The organism is Gemmatimonadaceae bacterium (assembly GCA_035606695.1).
In the GTDB taxonomy this organism is placed as follows: Bacteria; Gemmatimonadota; Gemmatimonadetes; order Gemmatimonadales; family Gemmatimonadaceae; genus JAQBQB01.
Genome location: DATNEW010000004.1, coordinates 1 through 12,968 on the forward strand (window position 1 = coordinate 1; position 12,968 = coordinate 12,968).

The following is a 12,968-nucleotide window of genomic DNA, read 5'->3' on the forward strand; positions in this document are numbered from 1 at the left end:
TTGGTCGTACGCGCCGCCGGGCGGCGGCTGGGGGTGCAGGGGGCGCCGTTAGGCACCCCCCGCAGTGAAAGCTTAGTTACACTTCGGTTCTGCTTCGACGGTGGCCGGCGAGACCGCCGCCACACCGAGGAAGATCGCGCAGGTACGGGTCGTGGCGCTGTGAGCCGCCGTGGCGCTCCAGCCCGTGCCACCCGTGTTCGCCGCAACGACGCGCACACCAGCCGACGGGACGAACCCGACGAGCGACTGCGTGGAACCACCCTGGTTGAGCGCGGTACCGTTCGTGTAGACCTGGAAATCCGAGAAGTAGCCTTCCTGGACGGTCGCCATGTTGCGGAGGTCCGACTTCATCGACGCCAGGTACGCCTTCTCCTTCGTGTTCGCGAACTTCGGGATCGCGATCGCGGCCAGAATGCCGATGATCACGACGACGATCAGAAGTTCGATGAGCGTGAAGCCTTTACGAATGCGAAGCATTGGTGCTCCTGGCGGAGTGGGGTGGGATCGATCTCTTGGGGGGCCAATCGTGACGCCCCAGCCTGATGTCAGGGAGATGCCGCCAACTAAGGCAAGCGAGGGGCCGTCCGACGGTACGGGCGGACAGGGCGCTGCATGTTGCGTCGAGCCAACGACATGACTCCCTGATGACCCATCAGCATCGGCAGATCGCACCCGGAATGAAGCAGTCAATTGCAAACTTCCATGCAAACTGCCAGATGAAAAAAGCAGCACATGTTTACTAATGGGACATCGAGTATCTCGATGCGATACGTGCCGTGTTCACATGGACTTGGACGGTGGCGTCGATCGGATCGCCGTAGCCGCCGGCAATCGTCACCGCCACTGGAACACCGGCGTTGCGGCACGCATCGAACACCAATGCGTCGCGCTGCTCGAGACCCGCGAACGTCAGCGCCAATCGGCCCAGACGATCGTGCTCGTGCGGGTCTGCGCCGGCGAGATAGACCACCAGGTCCGCACGCGCGGCGGCCATCACGCGCGGCATCGCTTCGGTGAGCAGCGACAGATACTCGTCGTCCCCCGTGCGATCGTCCAGCTCGAGATCCAGCCGCCCCGGCACTTTGTGAAACGGATAATTGCGCCCGCCATGCATGCTGAACGTGAAGACACGCTCATCGCTCGCGAACACCGCATGCGTTCCGTTGCCTTGATGCACGTCGAGATCGACGATCGCCGCGCGCTCGATGCGTCTGTCGCGCTGCAGCGCACGAATCGCGATCGCCACGTCGTTGAATACGCAGAACCCCTCACCATGCGAGGGGAAGGCGTGATGCGTCCCGCCCGCCAGGTTCATTGCGATGCCGTGCGTCATGGCGTGCGCGGTCGCTTCCATCGTGCCGCCCGTCGAACGATACGACCGCTCGACGAGCGCCTCAGACCACGGGAAGCCAAGCGTTCGCGCTTCGCCGGACGTGAGCTCGCCGCGCGTGAAGCGATCGACGTAGTCGCGCGTGTGCACGAGCAATAAATCGTCGCGCGCGACGGACGCCGGCTCGTGCACACACTCCGGCGGCACGATCCCCTCGGCCAGCACGCGATCGCGCAGCATCGCGTACTTCGCGATCGGAAAGCGATGCCCTTCGGGCAGCGGAAAGCTGTAGCGAGCGCTCGTCCAGACGTGGAGCGGCATCGCTGGAAGTTATCAGCGAGCGGCGCGACGCTCGTCGCTTCCGAGCTACGGAATGATTCGCCGGCGAGCCTTGGCGATCGAATCCGCGCGCAATGAGTCGGCACGCACGGAATCCGCCTTCGTTTTGACGCGCACGCCCAGTCGGCCGAGTCGCGCAACGTTGTCGGCGTTGACGATCGAATCGCGCTTGCGCTGCGCCGGCGACGGACCCGGATAAAAAAGCGGGAAGGGAATGCTCACCATGGGACCGTTCGGTGTCATCTTCACGCCGTTGCCCGGACCGCCATCGACGCCGACGCCGTCGACGCCCTTGCCCATCGGCACGTGCACGTCGTTCGCGTTGCCGACAGTCGTCGCGCGCCGCGCAACGCGATCGGCTTGGCGCGCTCTCGCGTCCATCTCGGCCTTGATCTCACCGGTCGGCGGTTTCTTCGCCATTTCGACAATCGCCGCCATGCGAACTTTCATAATCGAATCGCGCGCCGCCGGTGTATCCAACACCTTCGGCGGCAGCACCATTCCACTCCGCGCGATCGGTGCCCCGCCCGCGAACACGCGGTCGCCCGTCGATGCCGACGCCGCACCCGCGGTGCCGCGAGCCCCGACCCCGCTATCCGCGCTCGTGCGCGCCGGCGCTGCCACACTCGGCACCACTGGGGCGACGAGCGGTACGTCGATGCGACCAGGCGTCGCAATTGGTGCGATGGTGGTGGGAATCGTCGTCGGTGCGGCGACGACCGCCGAGCGCGGCACCTGTTGAACTGTCTGTACGGGCTTGGCTTTGGGAACCGGCGCGGGTGTCGGCGGCGTGAGTCGAACGACGACCGGTTTGTCGGGCGCGGATGTGTCGCTACGCCATGGCGCGATGGTGCGCATCGCGGCGAGCGCCGCCGCAAACATGGCGGCCGTGATGATGAGCGAAACGCCAAAGCTCGGCCAGCGTGGATCTGGCGTCGTACGATCGAACCATCGCGGGCCGTTCGTAGCGAGCATGCACCGTCCTCATCCGCTGCGTTTGCCGAGCCTCGCGTGCAGCGTCACGCGCTTGCTGTCGCGCAACACGACGATGTCGACCTCATCTCCCGGTTTGTGCGAGTACAGGGCGTTGGAGTACTCGTACAGGTCTTTTACCGGAACGCCGCCGAACTCGATGATGACGTCGCCCGCCTTGAGACCCGCCGCGTCGGCGGGAGTTCCCGCGCGGACGCCGCTGAGCCTCAAGCCCGGTGTGTCACCGCCGGCCATGTCGGGAATGGAGCCGAGATACACCTGGCTCCCGCCTTCGCCGGCGTTCATCTGTGGCTTGGCCGGCACGTTCACATAGCTCAGTCGCGCCGGCCGGTCGGCAATGCGACGAAGGGCGGCCGCGGCGACGTTCACGACGCGCGCCTCGCCCGCCGCGTTGATCTTGCTCGCGACGTCCGTCGCGCGATGGTAGTCGTCGTGCAGGTCGGTGAAGAAGAAGAGCACCGGAATCTTCTTCGCGTAGAACGACGTGTTGTCCGACGGTCCGTAGCCGTCGCCCTGCGCGGCGATGTTCAACTTCTCGGTCGATTGATTCGCGCTGTCGAGCAACGTGGTCAGCTCGATGGCGGTCGCGACGCCATACACGATCAGCCGATCGTTCTTCATGCGGCCGACCATGTCGAAGTTGAGCATCGCATCCACGCTGTCGAGCGTCGCGGGAAAGTGCTCGACCATGTATTCGGAGCCGAGCAGTCCCTGCTCTTCGCCGCTGAAGTTGGCGAAGATGATCGAGCGGCGCGCCGGCGAGCGCGCGAAGATCCGCGCCAGCTCGAGCACCGCCGCGGTGCCGGATGCGTTGTCGTCTGCACCGAGACGCAATTCGCGCGAGTCGGGATCGAGCGCGCCCTCGGTGGACGCGCCGAGATGGTCGAAGTGCGCGCCGACGACGACGAACTGTTCGCGAAGCGCGGGATCGCGACCGGGCAACACCGCGAACACATTCTGCGTTCGGAGCGATGGACTCGGACCGAAGTGCGCGGGCGGTCGCGCGATGAACCGCTGTTGGAAATCGGTATCGAGCGGGACGAGGTGCAGCGCCGCGTACCGGCGCGCGATGTATGCGGCGGCGGAGTCGTTGCCTGATGTTCCGGTGAGTCGCCCGGCGAGCGCGGGGCTCGCCAGGTATTCGATGTCGCGGCGGAGGCGGAGCGAGTCGGCGGCGGTGGCGGGGGTTGGGTGTACGACGCCGCAGCCAATCACCGCCGTCATTCCGAGGAGCGAAGCGACGAGGAATCTCCCGTCGCGGCGCCGCCGGCTAGCCATGCGAGTCAGACGGTAGATTCCTCTCTGCGCTCGGAATGACAAGCTACCGCGCCGTAAAGTCCGTCTTCGCCGTGATGGCTCGGCAGGCTTCCGCCAACAACGTCGACGTCTTGTCGACGTCGTCCAGGCTCACCAGCTCGTTCGGCGAATGCATGTACCGATTCGGAATCGACACGAGGCCCGTCGCGACGCCTTCGCGCGAGATGTGAATCGTGTCGGCGTTCGTCGACGTGTCGCGCCCCGCTGCATGCACGGAATATTTGATTCCCTGCCGCTCGGCCGTGCTGCGCAGCAGCTCGTACACGACGGGCGAGATCACGGCGCCGCGGCTCAGCACGGGTCCGCCGCCGATCTTGTGATCGCCGATCTCTTTCTTCTCGACGGTCGGGTGATCGGTCGCGAAGGTCACGTCGACGACGATCGCCATCGTCGGGTTGATGCAGTTCGTGCAGACGAGCGCACCGCCGCCGTGCCACGCGATCTCTTCCTGCGTCGTCGCCGCGGCGACGACGCGGGCGGGTCCGGGATTCTGGGCGTAGCGGCGCAGCGCCTCGAGCACGACGAACGCGCCGATGCGATCGTCGATGGAGCGCGACACGATGCGGTTGTTCGGGAAGTCGATCGTCTTCGAGTCGATCACCCCCGGATCGCCGACGCTGATGCGCCCTTCCGCCTCGGCGCGATTCGATGCGCCGATGTCGACCCAGATGTCGGTGAACTTGGTCGCGTTGTCGCGATCCGACGCTTTCATGAGGTGAATCGGCTTCTTGCCGACGACGCCGACCACGTCGCCGCCTTTGCCGAGGAAGCGAATGCGTTGGCCGACGAGGACCTGGCAGTCCCAGCCTCCGATCGCGGACGGATAGACGAAACCGTCATCGTCGATGTACTGCACGATGAGACCGATCTCGTCGATGTGGCCATCGAGCATGATCGTCGGCGAGCCGCCGGGATTGATCTCGGCCATACTGTTGCCGGCGACGTCGGTCGTGACGCGGTCGGCGAACGTGGATGCTTCCTCGCGCCAAACGCGCGCGGCCGGCCCTTCGTAGCCGGACGGGGCGGGCGTATCGAGCAAGCGCTTCAGGAAAGCCAGCGATGTCGGGCTGAGCATTTAGAAAAGAGGTGTAATCGTAAACATCCCAAAAATGCTAGTTTGCACCGCCACAAAAAGAAATGGCCGCCTTCTTGGGGTTGCACAACGTTGCATCATGACAACGTCTGACCAGATATCTGGCCAGGGCTGGAAAACGCCGTAGCAAAAGCCCTTCTGATGCAAGAATCAGAAGGGCTTTTGGCACTTTCAGGTTTTGTCAGATCTGGTCAGATCTGGTCGTGGTCACAGTTGTGAGGTCTGAAGGCCGGCTACGGTCGCGTCCGGTTTGGTCGACGCTACCGACGGCGCCCGATCGGAAACGCCAGAAAACTCACCACCAGCAAAATCATCCCCGCCGCGTACCACCGCACGTCCTCGGTAAGCCCGTAATAGAGGATGCCATACCACGCCAGCATCTGGCCCAGCAGCCAGCCGTGGAGGCTGTCCGGCAGCCCGGTGGACTCACGCCGGCGCTGCGCCCAGCGGCTGTTGTAGAAGCGCAGATCGAACATCTGCACCAAAGCGTACAGCCATGTCAGCACTCCCACGCCGCGCAACTTGGTGATCAGCGGGGGCGTCGCGTTTCGCGCGGTGCTCACGGTGTGAAACACGTAGACCGCGAGTCCCAGAAACAACGACAGGGCGAGCAAAATGGCGCGCACACGGCCCAAGCGATCGGCGGTCAGCCAAGGGTAGCGGGCGGGGCGCGCCAGCTCGCTCGAGAGGGGCAGGGGAACCATGAAACCACCAAAAAGGATGTCGCGGACGGTGATCTAGCGACTGCGCTCGAACACCGCCCGTCCACCAATATATGTCGCGAGCACCGAAGTGCCGAGGATTTCCTGGTCCGGCACCGTCATGATGTCGCGGTCGAGTATCACAAAATCCGCAAACTTGCCTGGTGTCAGCGAGCCGAGCTCTTTCTCCTGGAACCCCGCGAACGCGGGCCAGATCGTCATCGACTTGAGCGCTTCGTCGCGCGTCATCTTCTGCTCCGGAAACCAACCGCCCGGCGGCCAATTGTTGTCGTCCTGCCGCGACACCGCGGCGTGGAACGAATAGAGCGGATTCACGCGCTCCACCGGCATGTCGCTGCCGTTCGGAAGGATGACGCCGGTGTTGAGCAGCGAACGCCACGCATACGCGCCGAACGTGCGCGCGTAGCCGAGCCGGTTCGACGCCCAGTACATGTCGCTCGTTTGATGCACCGATTGCATCGACGGAATGACGCCGAGCTGCGCGAAGCGCGGAACGTCCGCGTGATCGAGCACCTGCACGTGCTCGATGCGAAAACGATGATCGACCGTCGGAACCGCCTCGAGAGCGGCCTCATATGCATCGAGCGCGATGCGATTGCCGCGGTCGCCGATCGCATGCGTCGCCACCTGGAAGCCGTGCTGCAGCGCGCGCGTCGACACATCGCGCAGATGCTCGGGGGTGGACTTGAGCAGGCCGTTGTTCTTGGGATCGTCGGTGTACGGGTCGAGCAGCGCGGCGCCGCGCGAGCCAAGCGCGCCGTCGGCGTAGAGCTTGATCGCGCGAATCCAGAGGTGGCTGTCGTACAGATCGCTGCGCGGCCCGAGCTCGAAGTAATGCTCGATCGCGGCGCTGTCGTCGGAAATCATCGCGTACACGCGAAGACTCAGGTTGTTCGCCTTCGCGAGCTCTTCGAACACGTCGAGCACGGTGCGAGGCTCGCCGGGATCGTGCACGCCGGTGAGACCGTACTTGTTGGCTTCCTTCACACCAGCGAGAGCGAGGCTGACCATCTCGTCATGCGACCACGGCGGCACGACGCGCTCGATCAACGCCTGCGCGTTGTCGACGAACACGCCGGTTGGTTCGCCGTTGGCGTTGCGCTCGATGCGTCCGCCCGCGGGGTCCTTGGTCGCGGCAGTGACGCCTGCCGCGCGCATCGCGGCGGCGTTCGCGAGCAGCGCGTGGCCGTCGACACGCTCGAGGACCACGGGATTGTTTGGCGAGATGCGCGACAGCGCCTCGTGCGTCGGGAAGCGCGTATCGCCCCATTTGTTCTGATCCCACGCGCGGCCGCGAATCCACCGCCCACTCGGCGTCTCCTTCACGTGCGCGGCGATGATGTTCACGATTTCCTCATACGACCGCGTCGCGCGCAGATCGATGTTGTGCAAAAATTCGCCGAGCTCGAACAGGTGCGCGTGGGCGTCGACCATGCCGGGAATGATCGTGTGGCCGCCGGCGTCGACGACGCGTGTCGAGGGATCGCGAAGCAGCATGGCTTCGCGCGCCGAGCCGACGAACGTCACGCGGCCCTCGCGCACGGCCATGGCTTCGACGAACGGATGGTTGTCGTCGACGGTGTAGATGCGCGCGTTCGTGACAATGAGGTCAGCGCGTTGGGCGGTGGGCGCTGGGCGTTGGGCGAACGCATTCGCAGATGCCGCGATGAGCGCGTAAAGCGCCATGCCGAAGAAACGAGAACGCATGAAAACCGGACGGTGGAAGGGAGACGAGAGAGGACCGACGAAGATCAAACTACGGCTTGTCGACGCCCAGCGCCCATCGCCCAGCGCCCAGCGCTATTTCTTTCGGTCGCTCCCCGGCAGCCGCGTCCAGATCACGACCGTGCCGCAGATGGCCGTGCTGTGCACCCGATTGAATTCCGGCGGCAAGCCGGCGGAGCCCGCGTAGAGCTCCACGCCTTCGACGTCGCCCGGCGGCATGTCGTCGATGCTGAACCCGTACACCTCCATGCCGTCCACGTAGAACTGCGGCGGGCAGTTGCCTCGCGATACGCGAGAGAAGCGGAGCGACGTGCGGCCGTTGTCGCCGGGAATGAGCACCGTGCCGGGGATCATCCGAACCATGTCGCTCAAGAGCATCGGGTGCCGATCCTCGATCTGCGACCGGGTGATGAAGTGTCCGATGCCCTGCCGGCGGCGCGTCTCGAACGCGAACAGCTCGTGCAGGTGGTCGCGATCGGCCTGGACGACGACGCCGGTCAACTGCTGGGCGACGACGCCGAGCTCGATCTCGACCTCCGTCGTGTCGGCCGGTGGAATCTGAACGCCGAGGATGACGGGGCTGTACGCCAATCGCCGCACGCTCAAATCCGCCGGCCCGGCCGGCAGGCCGGCGAGGGTGAAGCGGCCGAGCGAATCGGTGCGTACCGATTTGGCGGCCGTGATCGCCGTGACTTCGACGTTCTCGAGCACGTTGCCGATGCTGTCGCGCACCACCCCGGCGACGGCGCCCGCCCGAGCCTGGGCATGGGCCGTGGCGACGCCGGCCATCAGGCAGAGTTGAGCAATTGTTAATACCGCTTTGCTCATTATACTTCCTCCGGAAGCCGGCCGCGGTCACGCCGCTTGGCCGGGACCCCTCGGAACAATACTTCACGGTGCGAATCCCTGGCGAGACCCATACGTTCGTCGGACTCGCCCGGGCTGTCCCTCCGCTCGCCTTCAGGTGTAAGATTGGGCCCATGAAACCCAAAGAACTGACCCTGCGCGGACTGATCCTCGGCGCGCTCATCACGACGGTGTTCACCGCCGCCAACGTGTATTTGGGCCTCAAGGTCGGGCTCACGTTCGCGTCGTCGATCCCGGCCGCCGTGATCTCGATGGCGATCCTGAGCGCCGTGAAGGATTCCTCCATTCTCGAGAACAACATCGTTCAGACCGTTGCCTCGGCAGCGGGGACGCTGTCGGCGATCATCTTCGTGTTGCCTGGTCTGGTGATCATCGGCTGGTGGAAGGGCTTTCCATTCTGGCAATCATTTTTCATCTGTTTGAGTGGTGGCGTGCTCGGCGTGTTGTTCACGATTCCGCTGCGGCGCGCATTGGTGACGACGTCCGACCTGCCGTATCCCGAAGGCGTCGCGGCGGCGGAGGTGTTGAAGGTTGGCTCGGGCACGCGCGGCGAGGTTTTAGATCCCTCGCTCCGCTCGGGACAGGCTGGCGAATCGCGCGAAGGACTGGTGGCCGTGATCCTGGGCGCCGTGGCGTCAGCGGGGCTGGCGATCGTGAGCGCGACACAACTCATCGCCGGTGAGTTCACGGGTTTCTTCAACATCGGCGGCGGTGCGGCGAGCGGTTACGACTTCGCGTGGTCACTTGCGCTGCTCGGCGCGGGCCATCTCGTCGGCCTTTCGGTGGGCATGGCGATGTTGACGGGACTGATCATCGCGTGGGGGATTGCGGTTCCGATTCTCACGCACGCGGCGCCGCTCCAGGCGGGCGCGGATCTCGCGGCGCATACGAGCGCCATCTGGCGGACGCAGGTGCGGTTCATCGGCGCCGGCGCCATCGCGATTGCCGCGATCTACACACTCGCGCGGCTCGCGAAGCCCGTGCTCGGCGGGTTGGTCAGCACCCTGGCCGCCTCGAAGTCGAAAGTCGTCGGCGACGATTTGGATCGCGATCTGGCGCCGGTGTGGATCTACGCGCTCGCGTTCGTGTGCGCCGTCATCGCCGCGTGGCTCGCGTTCAGCTTCGCGCGCTCGACCGTGCTCGCGAGCAACGCGGTGCTGTTGACCGCCGTCACCGTGCCGTTCGTCGTGCTCGTCGGATTTCTGATCGCCGGCATCTGCGGGTACATGGCCGGACTGATTGGCGCCTCGAACAGCCCGATCTCGGGCGTCGGCATTCTCTCGATCGTGATCTGCGCGTCGGTGCTCGTCGTCGCGGTGAAGCCGTCCACGCCGGATGCGCGGTCGGCGCTGGTGGCGTTCTCGCTCTTCATCACCGCGATCGTCTTCGCGTGCGCGACGATCTCGAACGACAACTTGCAGGATCTGAAAACAGGACAGCTCGTCGGTGCGTCGCCAATGCGGCAGCAGGTTGCGCTGATCGTCGGCGTCGCGGCGGGCGCGGCGGTGATTCCCTGGGTGCTCAATTTGCTCGCGCACGCGTACGGCTTCGCCGGCGCGGCGAATGTCGGTGTCGTCGCGCCTCATCCGCTCGCGGCGCCGCAAGCCACGCTCATCTCGGCGCTCGCGAAGGGTGTGATCGGCGGCAATCTCGAGTGGGCGATGATCGGCATCGGCGCGCTCGTCGGCGTCGGCCTGATCGTTCTCGACGAAATCCTCGGCGCGATGAAAAGGCTTCGCATCCCGCCGTTGGCGGTGGGTATCGGCATCTACCTGCCGATGTCGGCGACGTTCGCGGTGGTCGTCGGCGCGATCGTGTCGCACTGGTACCTTGGACGAATTCGTACCGCGCCAGACCCGGAACGCGCGGAGCGGCTTGGAACGCTCGTCGCGTCGGGGTTGATCGTGGGCGAGAGCATCTGGGGCGTGATCAACGCCGGCCTGATCGTGGCGCTGGTGAAAGATGCGCCGATCGCGCTCGTCCCCGAGACCTTCGCGCCCGCGCCGTGGCTTGGGACGTTCGCCTTCATCGCGATCGTGGTGCTGCTCTACGGATGGATGCTGCGCCGCGCGAGGGCGATGCAGTAATGCGCTGGCTCGTGCTGTTGGCGGTGCCGGCGTCGCTCCTCGCGCAAACGCGCGGAGATACCGTCTCGGCGCCGGTGCGCGACATTCGGTACGAGGTGATGTTCAATCGCCGAAGTGCGGCCGAGCGAGAGGTCGCGGTGGCGATGACGTTCACGACGGCGGGAACCGCGCCGGTGGTGTTGTCACTTCCCGCATGGACGCCGGGCGCGTACGAGTTGGATAATTTCGCGCGATTCGTCACGGGGTTCGCGGCGGAGACGGGCGACGGCAAGCCGCTCACCTGGGACAAGCTCGATTACGACACGTGGCGCGTGCGCCCGGCGGGCGCGAAGTCGATTCACGTTTCCTTCGTCTATCGCGCCGATACGCTCGACAACGCGATGGCGTGGTCGAAGTCCGACTTCCTGTTGTTCAACGGCACGAACTTCTTTCTGTATCCCGAAGGCCAGACGCTCGATTTTCCGGCGACGGTCGTTGTACGCACCGAGACCGATTGGAAAGTCGCGACGGGTATGACGATGGCCGGTACGCGCACGTACACGGCGGCGAACTATCACGATCTCGTGGACATGCCGTTCTTCGTCGGCCGCTTCGATTACGACAGCACGCGCATCGCCGACAAGTGGGTGCGGCTCGCGACGTATCCCGCGGGCTCGGTGAGCGGACAGACGCGCAACGCGGCGTGGGAGCAACTTCGAAAGATCATTCCCGCGGAGATCAAGGTGTTCGGCGAAGCGCCGTGGGCGAACTACACGCTCATGCAGATCGTCGATTCGTCGTACGGCGGCGCGAGCGGGTTGGAGCATCAGAGCTCGCACGTCGACGTGCTCGCGCCCTCGTACGTCGGCAGCGAATTCCAGCCGTCGCTGTACGCACATGAGATCTTTCATTCATGGAATGTGAAGCGACTTCGGCCGTCGGAGATGTGGCCATACCAGTACTCGCATGCGCAGCCGACGCCGTGGTTGTGGGTGTCGGAGGGCATCACCGACTATTACGCCGATCTCGCCGAAGTGCGCAGCGGGCTTGTTGACGCCCACGCCTTCTACGGGCTCACGGCCGCGAAGATCAATGAAGTGGCGGACGTCGAGCCGATCTCGCTCGAGGATGCGTCGCTCAGCACGTGGATTCATCCCGTCGACGGCACGGGATACATCTACTATCCGAAAGGCTCGCTCGCGGGACTGATGCTGGACATCGTCATCCGCGACGCGAGCGACAACAAACACTCCCTCGACGACGTGATGCGCGGGCTGTATCAGAATGTGTACAAGCACGGGCGCGGCTTCACGTCGGCGGATTGGTGGAACGCGGTGAGCGCCGCGGCGAACGGCAAATCGTTCACGTCGTTCGCGTCCAAGTACATCGACGGGCGCGAGCCATTCCCGTGGGAGACGGTGCTGCCCCTCGCCGGTCTGCGGGCGCGGCAGGATAGCGTCCCCCGTCTCGGTGTATTGACGTCAATGGATTCGTCGGGAATCCTGGTCGCCAACGTGGCCGAGGGCAGCTCAGCGGCGGCGGCGGGCGTGCGCGCGGGCGATTATCTGATTTCGGTCGGCGACATTCCGGTTCAGGACCAGCAGTTCGGCGCAAAGATGCGCGCCAAGTACGGTGCGTCGATGCCAGGCACGCTCATGCCGATCCGGGTCCGACGCGGCTCGGAGGAGATCACCCTCGCTGGTAAGCTGCAGTTCGCGCCGGGCGACGTTGTCGTGGACGAAGATCCGACGGCGTCGGAGAAGGCAGTCCGGATCCGCAACGGGATTCTGCGCGGCGACAAGAGCGGGAAAGGAATTGACGATCGTTAATTTTTTTTCGCCTTGAGACCAGCCCCTACCGCCGATCTGGTCACTTCGGAAAATCAGTCGCATACGCCGCCCATGGCCCGGTCGTATGCGTTGTCTCCCGAACCAGCTTCGTCACGGTATTCAGTGCATCCTGATCTTCGATCGGGAGCGAGAGGCCGCTCACCTTCGTCGAGAGAATGTTGTACGGCAACGGTTCCTGCGAGGCGTAGATGAGTAGAAATCCGCGCGCCGCGCCGCCGAACGCGATCGTTGAATCACCGCGGCCGCGCTGCGGAAAACCGCGTCCACCCGGCGGGTTCATGGGGCGAGTCGCCGGCTGCCGAATCAGACGCGACGTATCGGTCGGCGCACGCCGCGCATAATACGTCTCGACGAGGTGCGAGCCCGCGTCCATGAAGCCGCTCTGATTCGAATCGGCGGGGAAGAGGAGTTGGCTGCCGCGCCCCGGCACCACCAGAAACACCGCAACGTTCGCGGGCCGGTTGAGCTGCACGGTGAGATGCTGCGGCAAGCGCTCGCCCTGCGTCGGCGCCACCGCCGGCGCCAGATCATGATACGCGCCGAATGTCTTCGGAGCACTGCTCGCGCAACCGGCCAGCACGACGGCTGCCGCGACAAACCTCATTCTATCGGATCGCACTGAACCCTCACGAAGCGATTGGGACTGAACTCAGCGACATCGACACG

Annotated in this window: 11 protein-coding genes; 2 read left to right on the forward strand and 9 right to left on the reverse strand. The window is 64.9% G+C overall.

The genetic code is table 11. The features are described from left to right. Positions 1–72 precede the first annotated feature (72 nt). The 8 genes from VN706_01415 to VN706_01450 form a co-directional block, all read right to left on the reverse strand. The gene (locus tag VN706_01415; GenBank protein HXT14256.1) at positions 73–477 is read right to left on the reverse strand and encodes a prepilin-type N-terminal cleavage/methylation domain-containing protein; all 405 of its coding nucleotides are present in this window, start codon (positions 475–477) and stop codon (positions 73–75) included. Between the two features lie 262 nt (positions 478–739). After that, positions 740–1,651, reverse strand: coding sequence for a histone deacetylase (locus VN706_01420; protein ID HXT14257.1), 912 nt, complete (start codon positions 1,649–1,651; stop codon positions 740–742). A gap of 45 nt (positions 1,652–1,696) precedes the next feature. After that, positions 1,697–2,644 (reverse strand): hypothetical protein, encoded by a 948-nt coding sequence (locus tag VN706_01425; GenBank protein ID HXT14258.1) that lies wholly within the window; start codon positions 2,642–2,644, stop codon positions 1,697–1,699. Positions 2,645–2,653: 9 nt separating this feature from the next. Further along, the gene (locus VN706_01430) at positions 2,654–3,940 is read right to left on the reverse strand and encodes a M28 family peptidase (protein ID HXT14259.1); all 1,287 of its coding nucleotides are present in this window, start codon (positions 3,938–3,940) and stop codon (positions 2,654–2,656) included. 43 nt (positions 3,941–3,983) lie between these two features. Continuing rightward, entirely contained in the window at positions 3,984–5,054 is a 1,071-nt protein-coding gene (locus VN706_01435) for a M20/M25/M40 family metallo-hydrolase (GenBank protein ID HXT14260.1), read from the reverse strand. A 278-nt stretch (positions 5,055–5,332) separates the two neighbouring features. Then, positions 5,333–5,776: a hypothetical protein gene (locus tag VN706_01440; GenBank protein ID HXT14261.1), complete on the reverse strand. Its 444-nt coding sequence runs from the start codon at positions 5,774–5,776 to the stop codon at positions 5,333–5,335. Between the two features lie 33 nt (positions 5,777–5,809). Beyond that, positions 5,810–7,501, reverse strand: coding sequence for an amidohydrolase (locus VN706_01445; GenBank protein ID HXT14262.1), 1,692 nt, complete (start codon positions 7,499–7,501; stop codon positions 5,810–5,812). Between the two features lie 93 nt (positions 7,502–7,594). After that, a complete protein-coding gene (locus VN706_01450; protein HXT14263.1) occupies positions 7,595–8,347 on the reverse strand; it encodes a carboxypeptidase regulatory-like domain-containing protein in 753 nt (250 codons plus the stop codon). A gap of 152 nt (positions 8,348–8,499) precedes the next feature. Between VN706_01450 and VN706_01455 the strand changes: the two genes are divergently transcribed. Beyond that, the gene (locus tag VN706_01455) at positions 8,500–10,473 is read left to right on the forward strand and encodes an oligopeptide transporter, OPT family (protein HXT14264.1); all 1,974 of its coding nucleotides are present in this window, start codon (positions 8,500–8,502) and stop codon (positions 10,471–10,473) included. Beyond that, entirely contained in the window at positions 10,473–12,281 is a 1,809-nt protein-coding gene (locus tag VN706_01460; GenBank protein ID HXT14265.1) for a PDZ domain-containing protein, read from the forward strand. The genes VN706_01455 and VN706_01460 overlap by 1 nt, the downstream gene beginning before the upstream one ends. Before the next feature lie 40 nt (positions 12,282–12,321). Here the strand turns inward: VN706_01460 and VN706_01465 are convergent, their stop codons facing one another. Next, the gene (locus tag VN706_01465; protein HXT14266.1) at positions 12,322–12,906 is read right to left on the reverse strand and encodes a hypothetical protein; all 585 of its coding nucleotides are present in this window, start codon (positions 12,904–12,906) and stop codon (positions 12,322–12,324) included. Positions 12,907–12,968 lie beyond the last annotated feature (62 nt).

Coding starts and splice junctions, on each gene's coding strand:
- VN706_01430 (HXT14259.1), bottom strand. CDS start 3,940: ATGGCTAGCCGGCGGCGCCGCGACGGGAGATTCCTCGTCGCTTCGCTC.
- VN706_01445 (HXT14262.1), bottom strand. CDS start 7,501: ATGCGTTCTCGTTTCTTCGGCATGGCGCTTTACGCGCTCATCGCGGCA.
- VN706_01435 (HXT14260.1), bottom strand. CDS start 5,054: ATGCTCAGCCCGACATCGCTGGCTTTCCTGAAGCGCTTGCTCGATACG.
- VN706_01465 (HXT14266.1), bottom strand. CDS start 12,906: ATGAGGTTTGTCGCGGCAGCCGTCGTGCTGGCCGGTTGCGCGAGCAGT.
- VN706_01415 (HXT14256.1), bottom strand. CDS start 477: ATGCTTCGCATTCGTAAAGGCTTCACGCTCATCGAACTTCTGATCGTC.
- VN706_01450 (HXT14263.1), bottom strand. CDS start 8,347: ATGAGCAAAGCGGTATTAACAATTGCTCAACTCTGCCTGATGGCCGGC.
- VN706_01425 (HXT14258.1), bottom strand. CDS start 2,644: ATGCTCGCTACGAACGGCCCGCGATGGTTCGATCGTACGACGCCAGAT.
- VN706_01440 (HXT14261.1), bottom strand. CDS start 5,776: ATGGTTCCCCTGCCCCTCTCGAGCGAGCTGGCGCGCCCCGCCCGCTAC.
- VN706_01455 (HXT14264.1), top strand. CDS start 8,500: ATGAAACCCAAAGAACTGACCCTGCGCGGACTGATCCTCGGCGCGCTC.
- VN706_01420 (HXT14257.1), bottom strand. CDS start 1,651: ATGCCGCTCCACGTCTGGACGAGCGCTCGCTACAGCTTTCCGCTGCCC.
- VN706_01460 (HXT14265.1), top strand. CDS start 10,473: ATGCGCTGGCTCGTGCTGTTGGCGGTGCCGGCGTCGCTCCTCGCGCAA.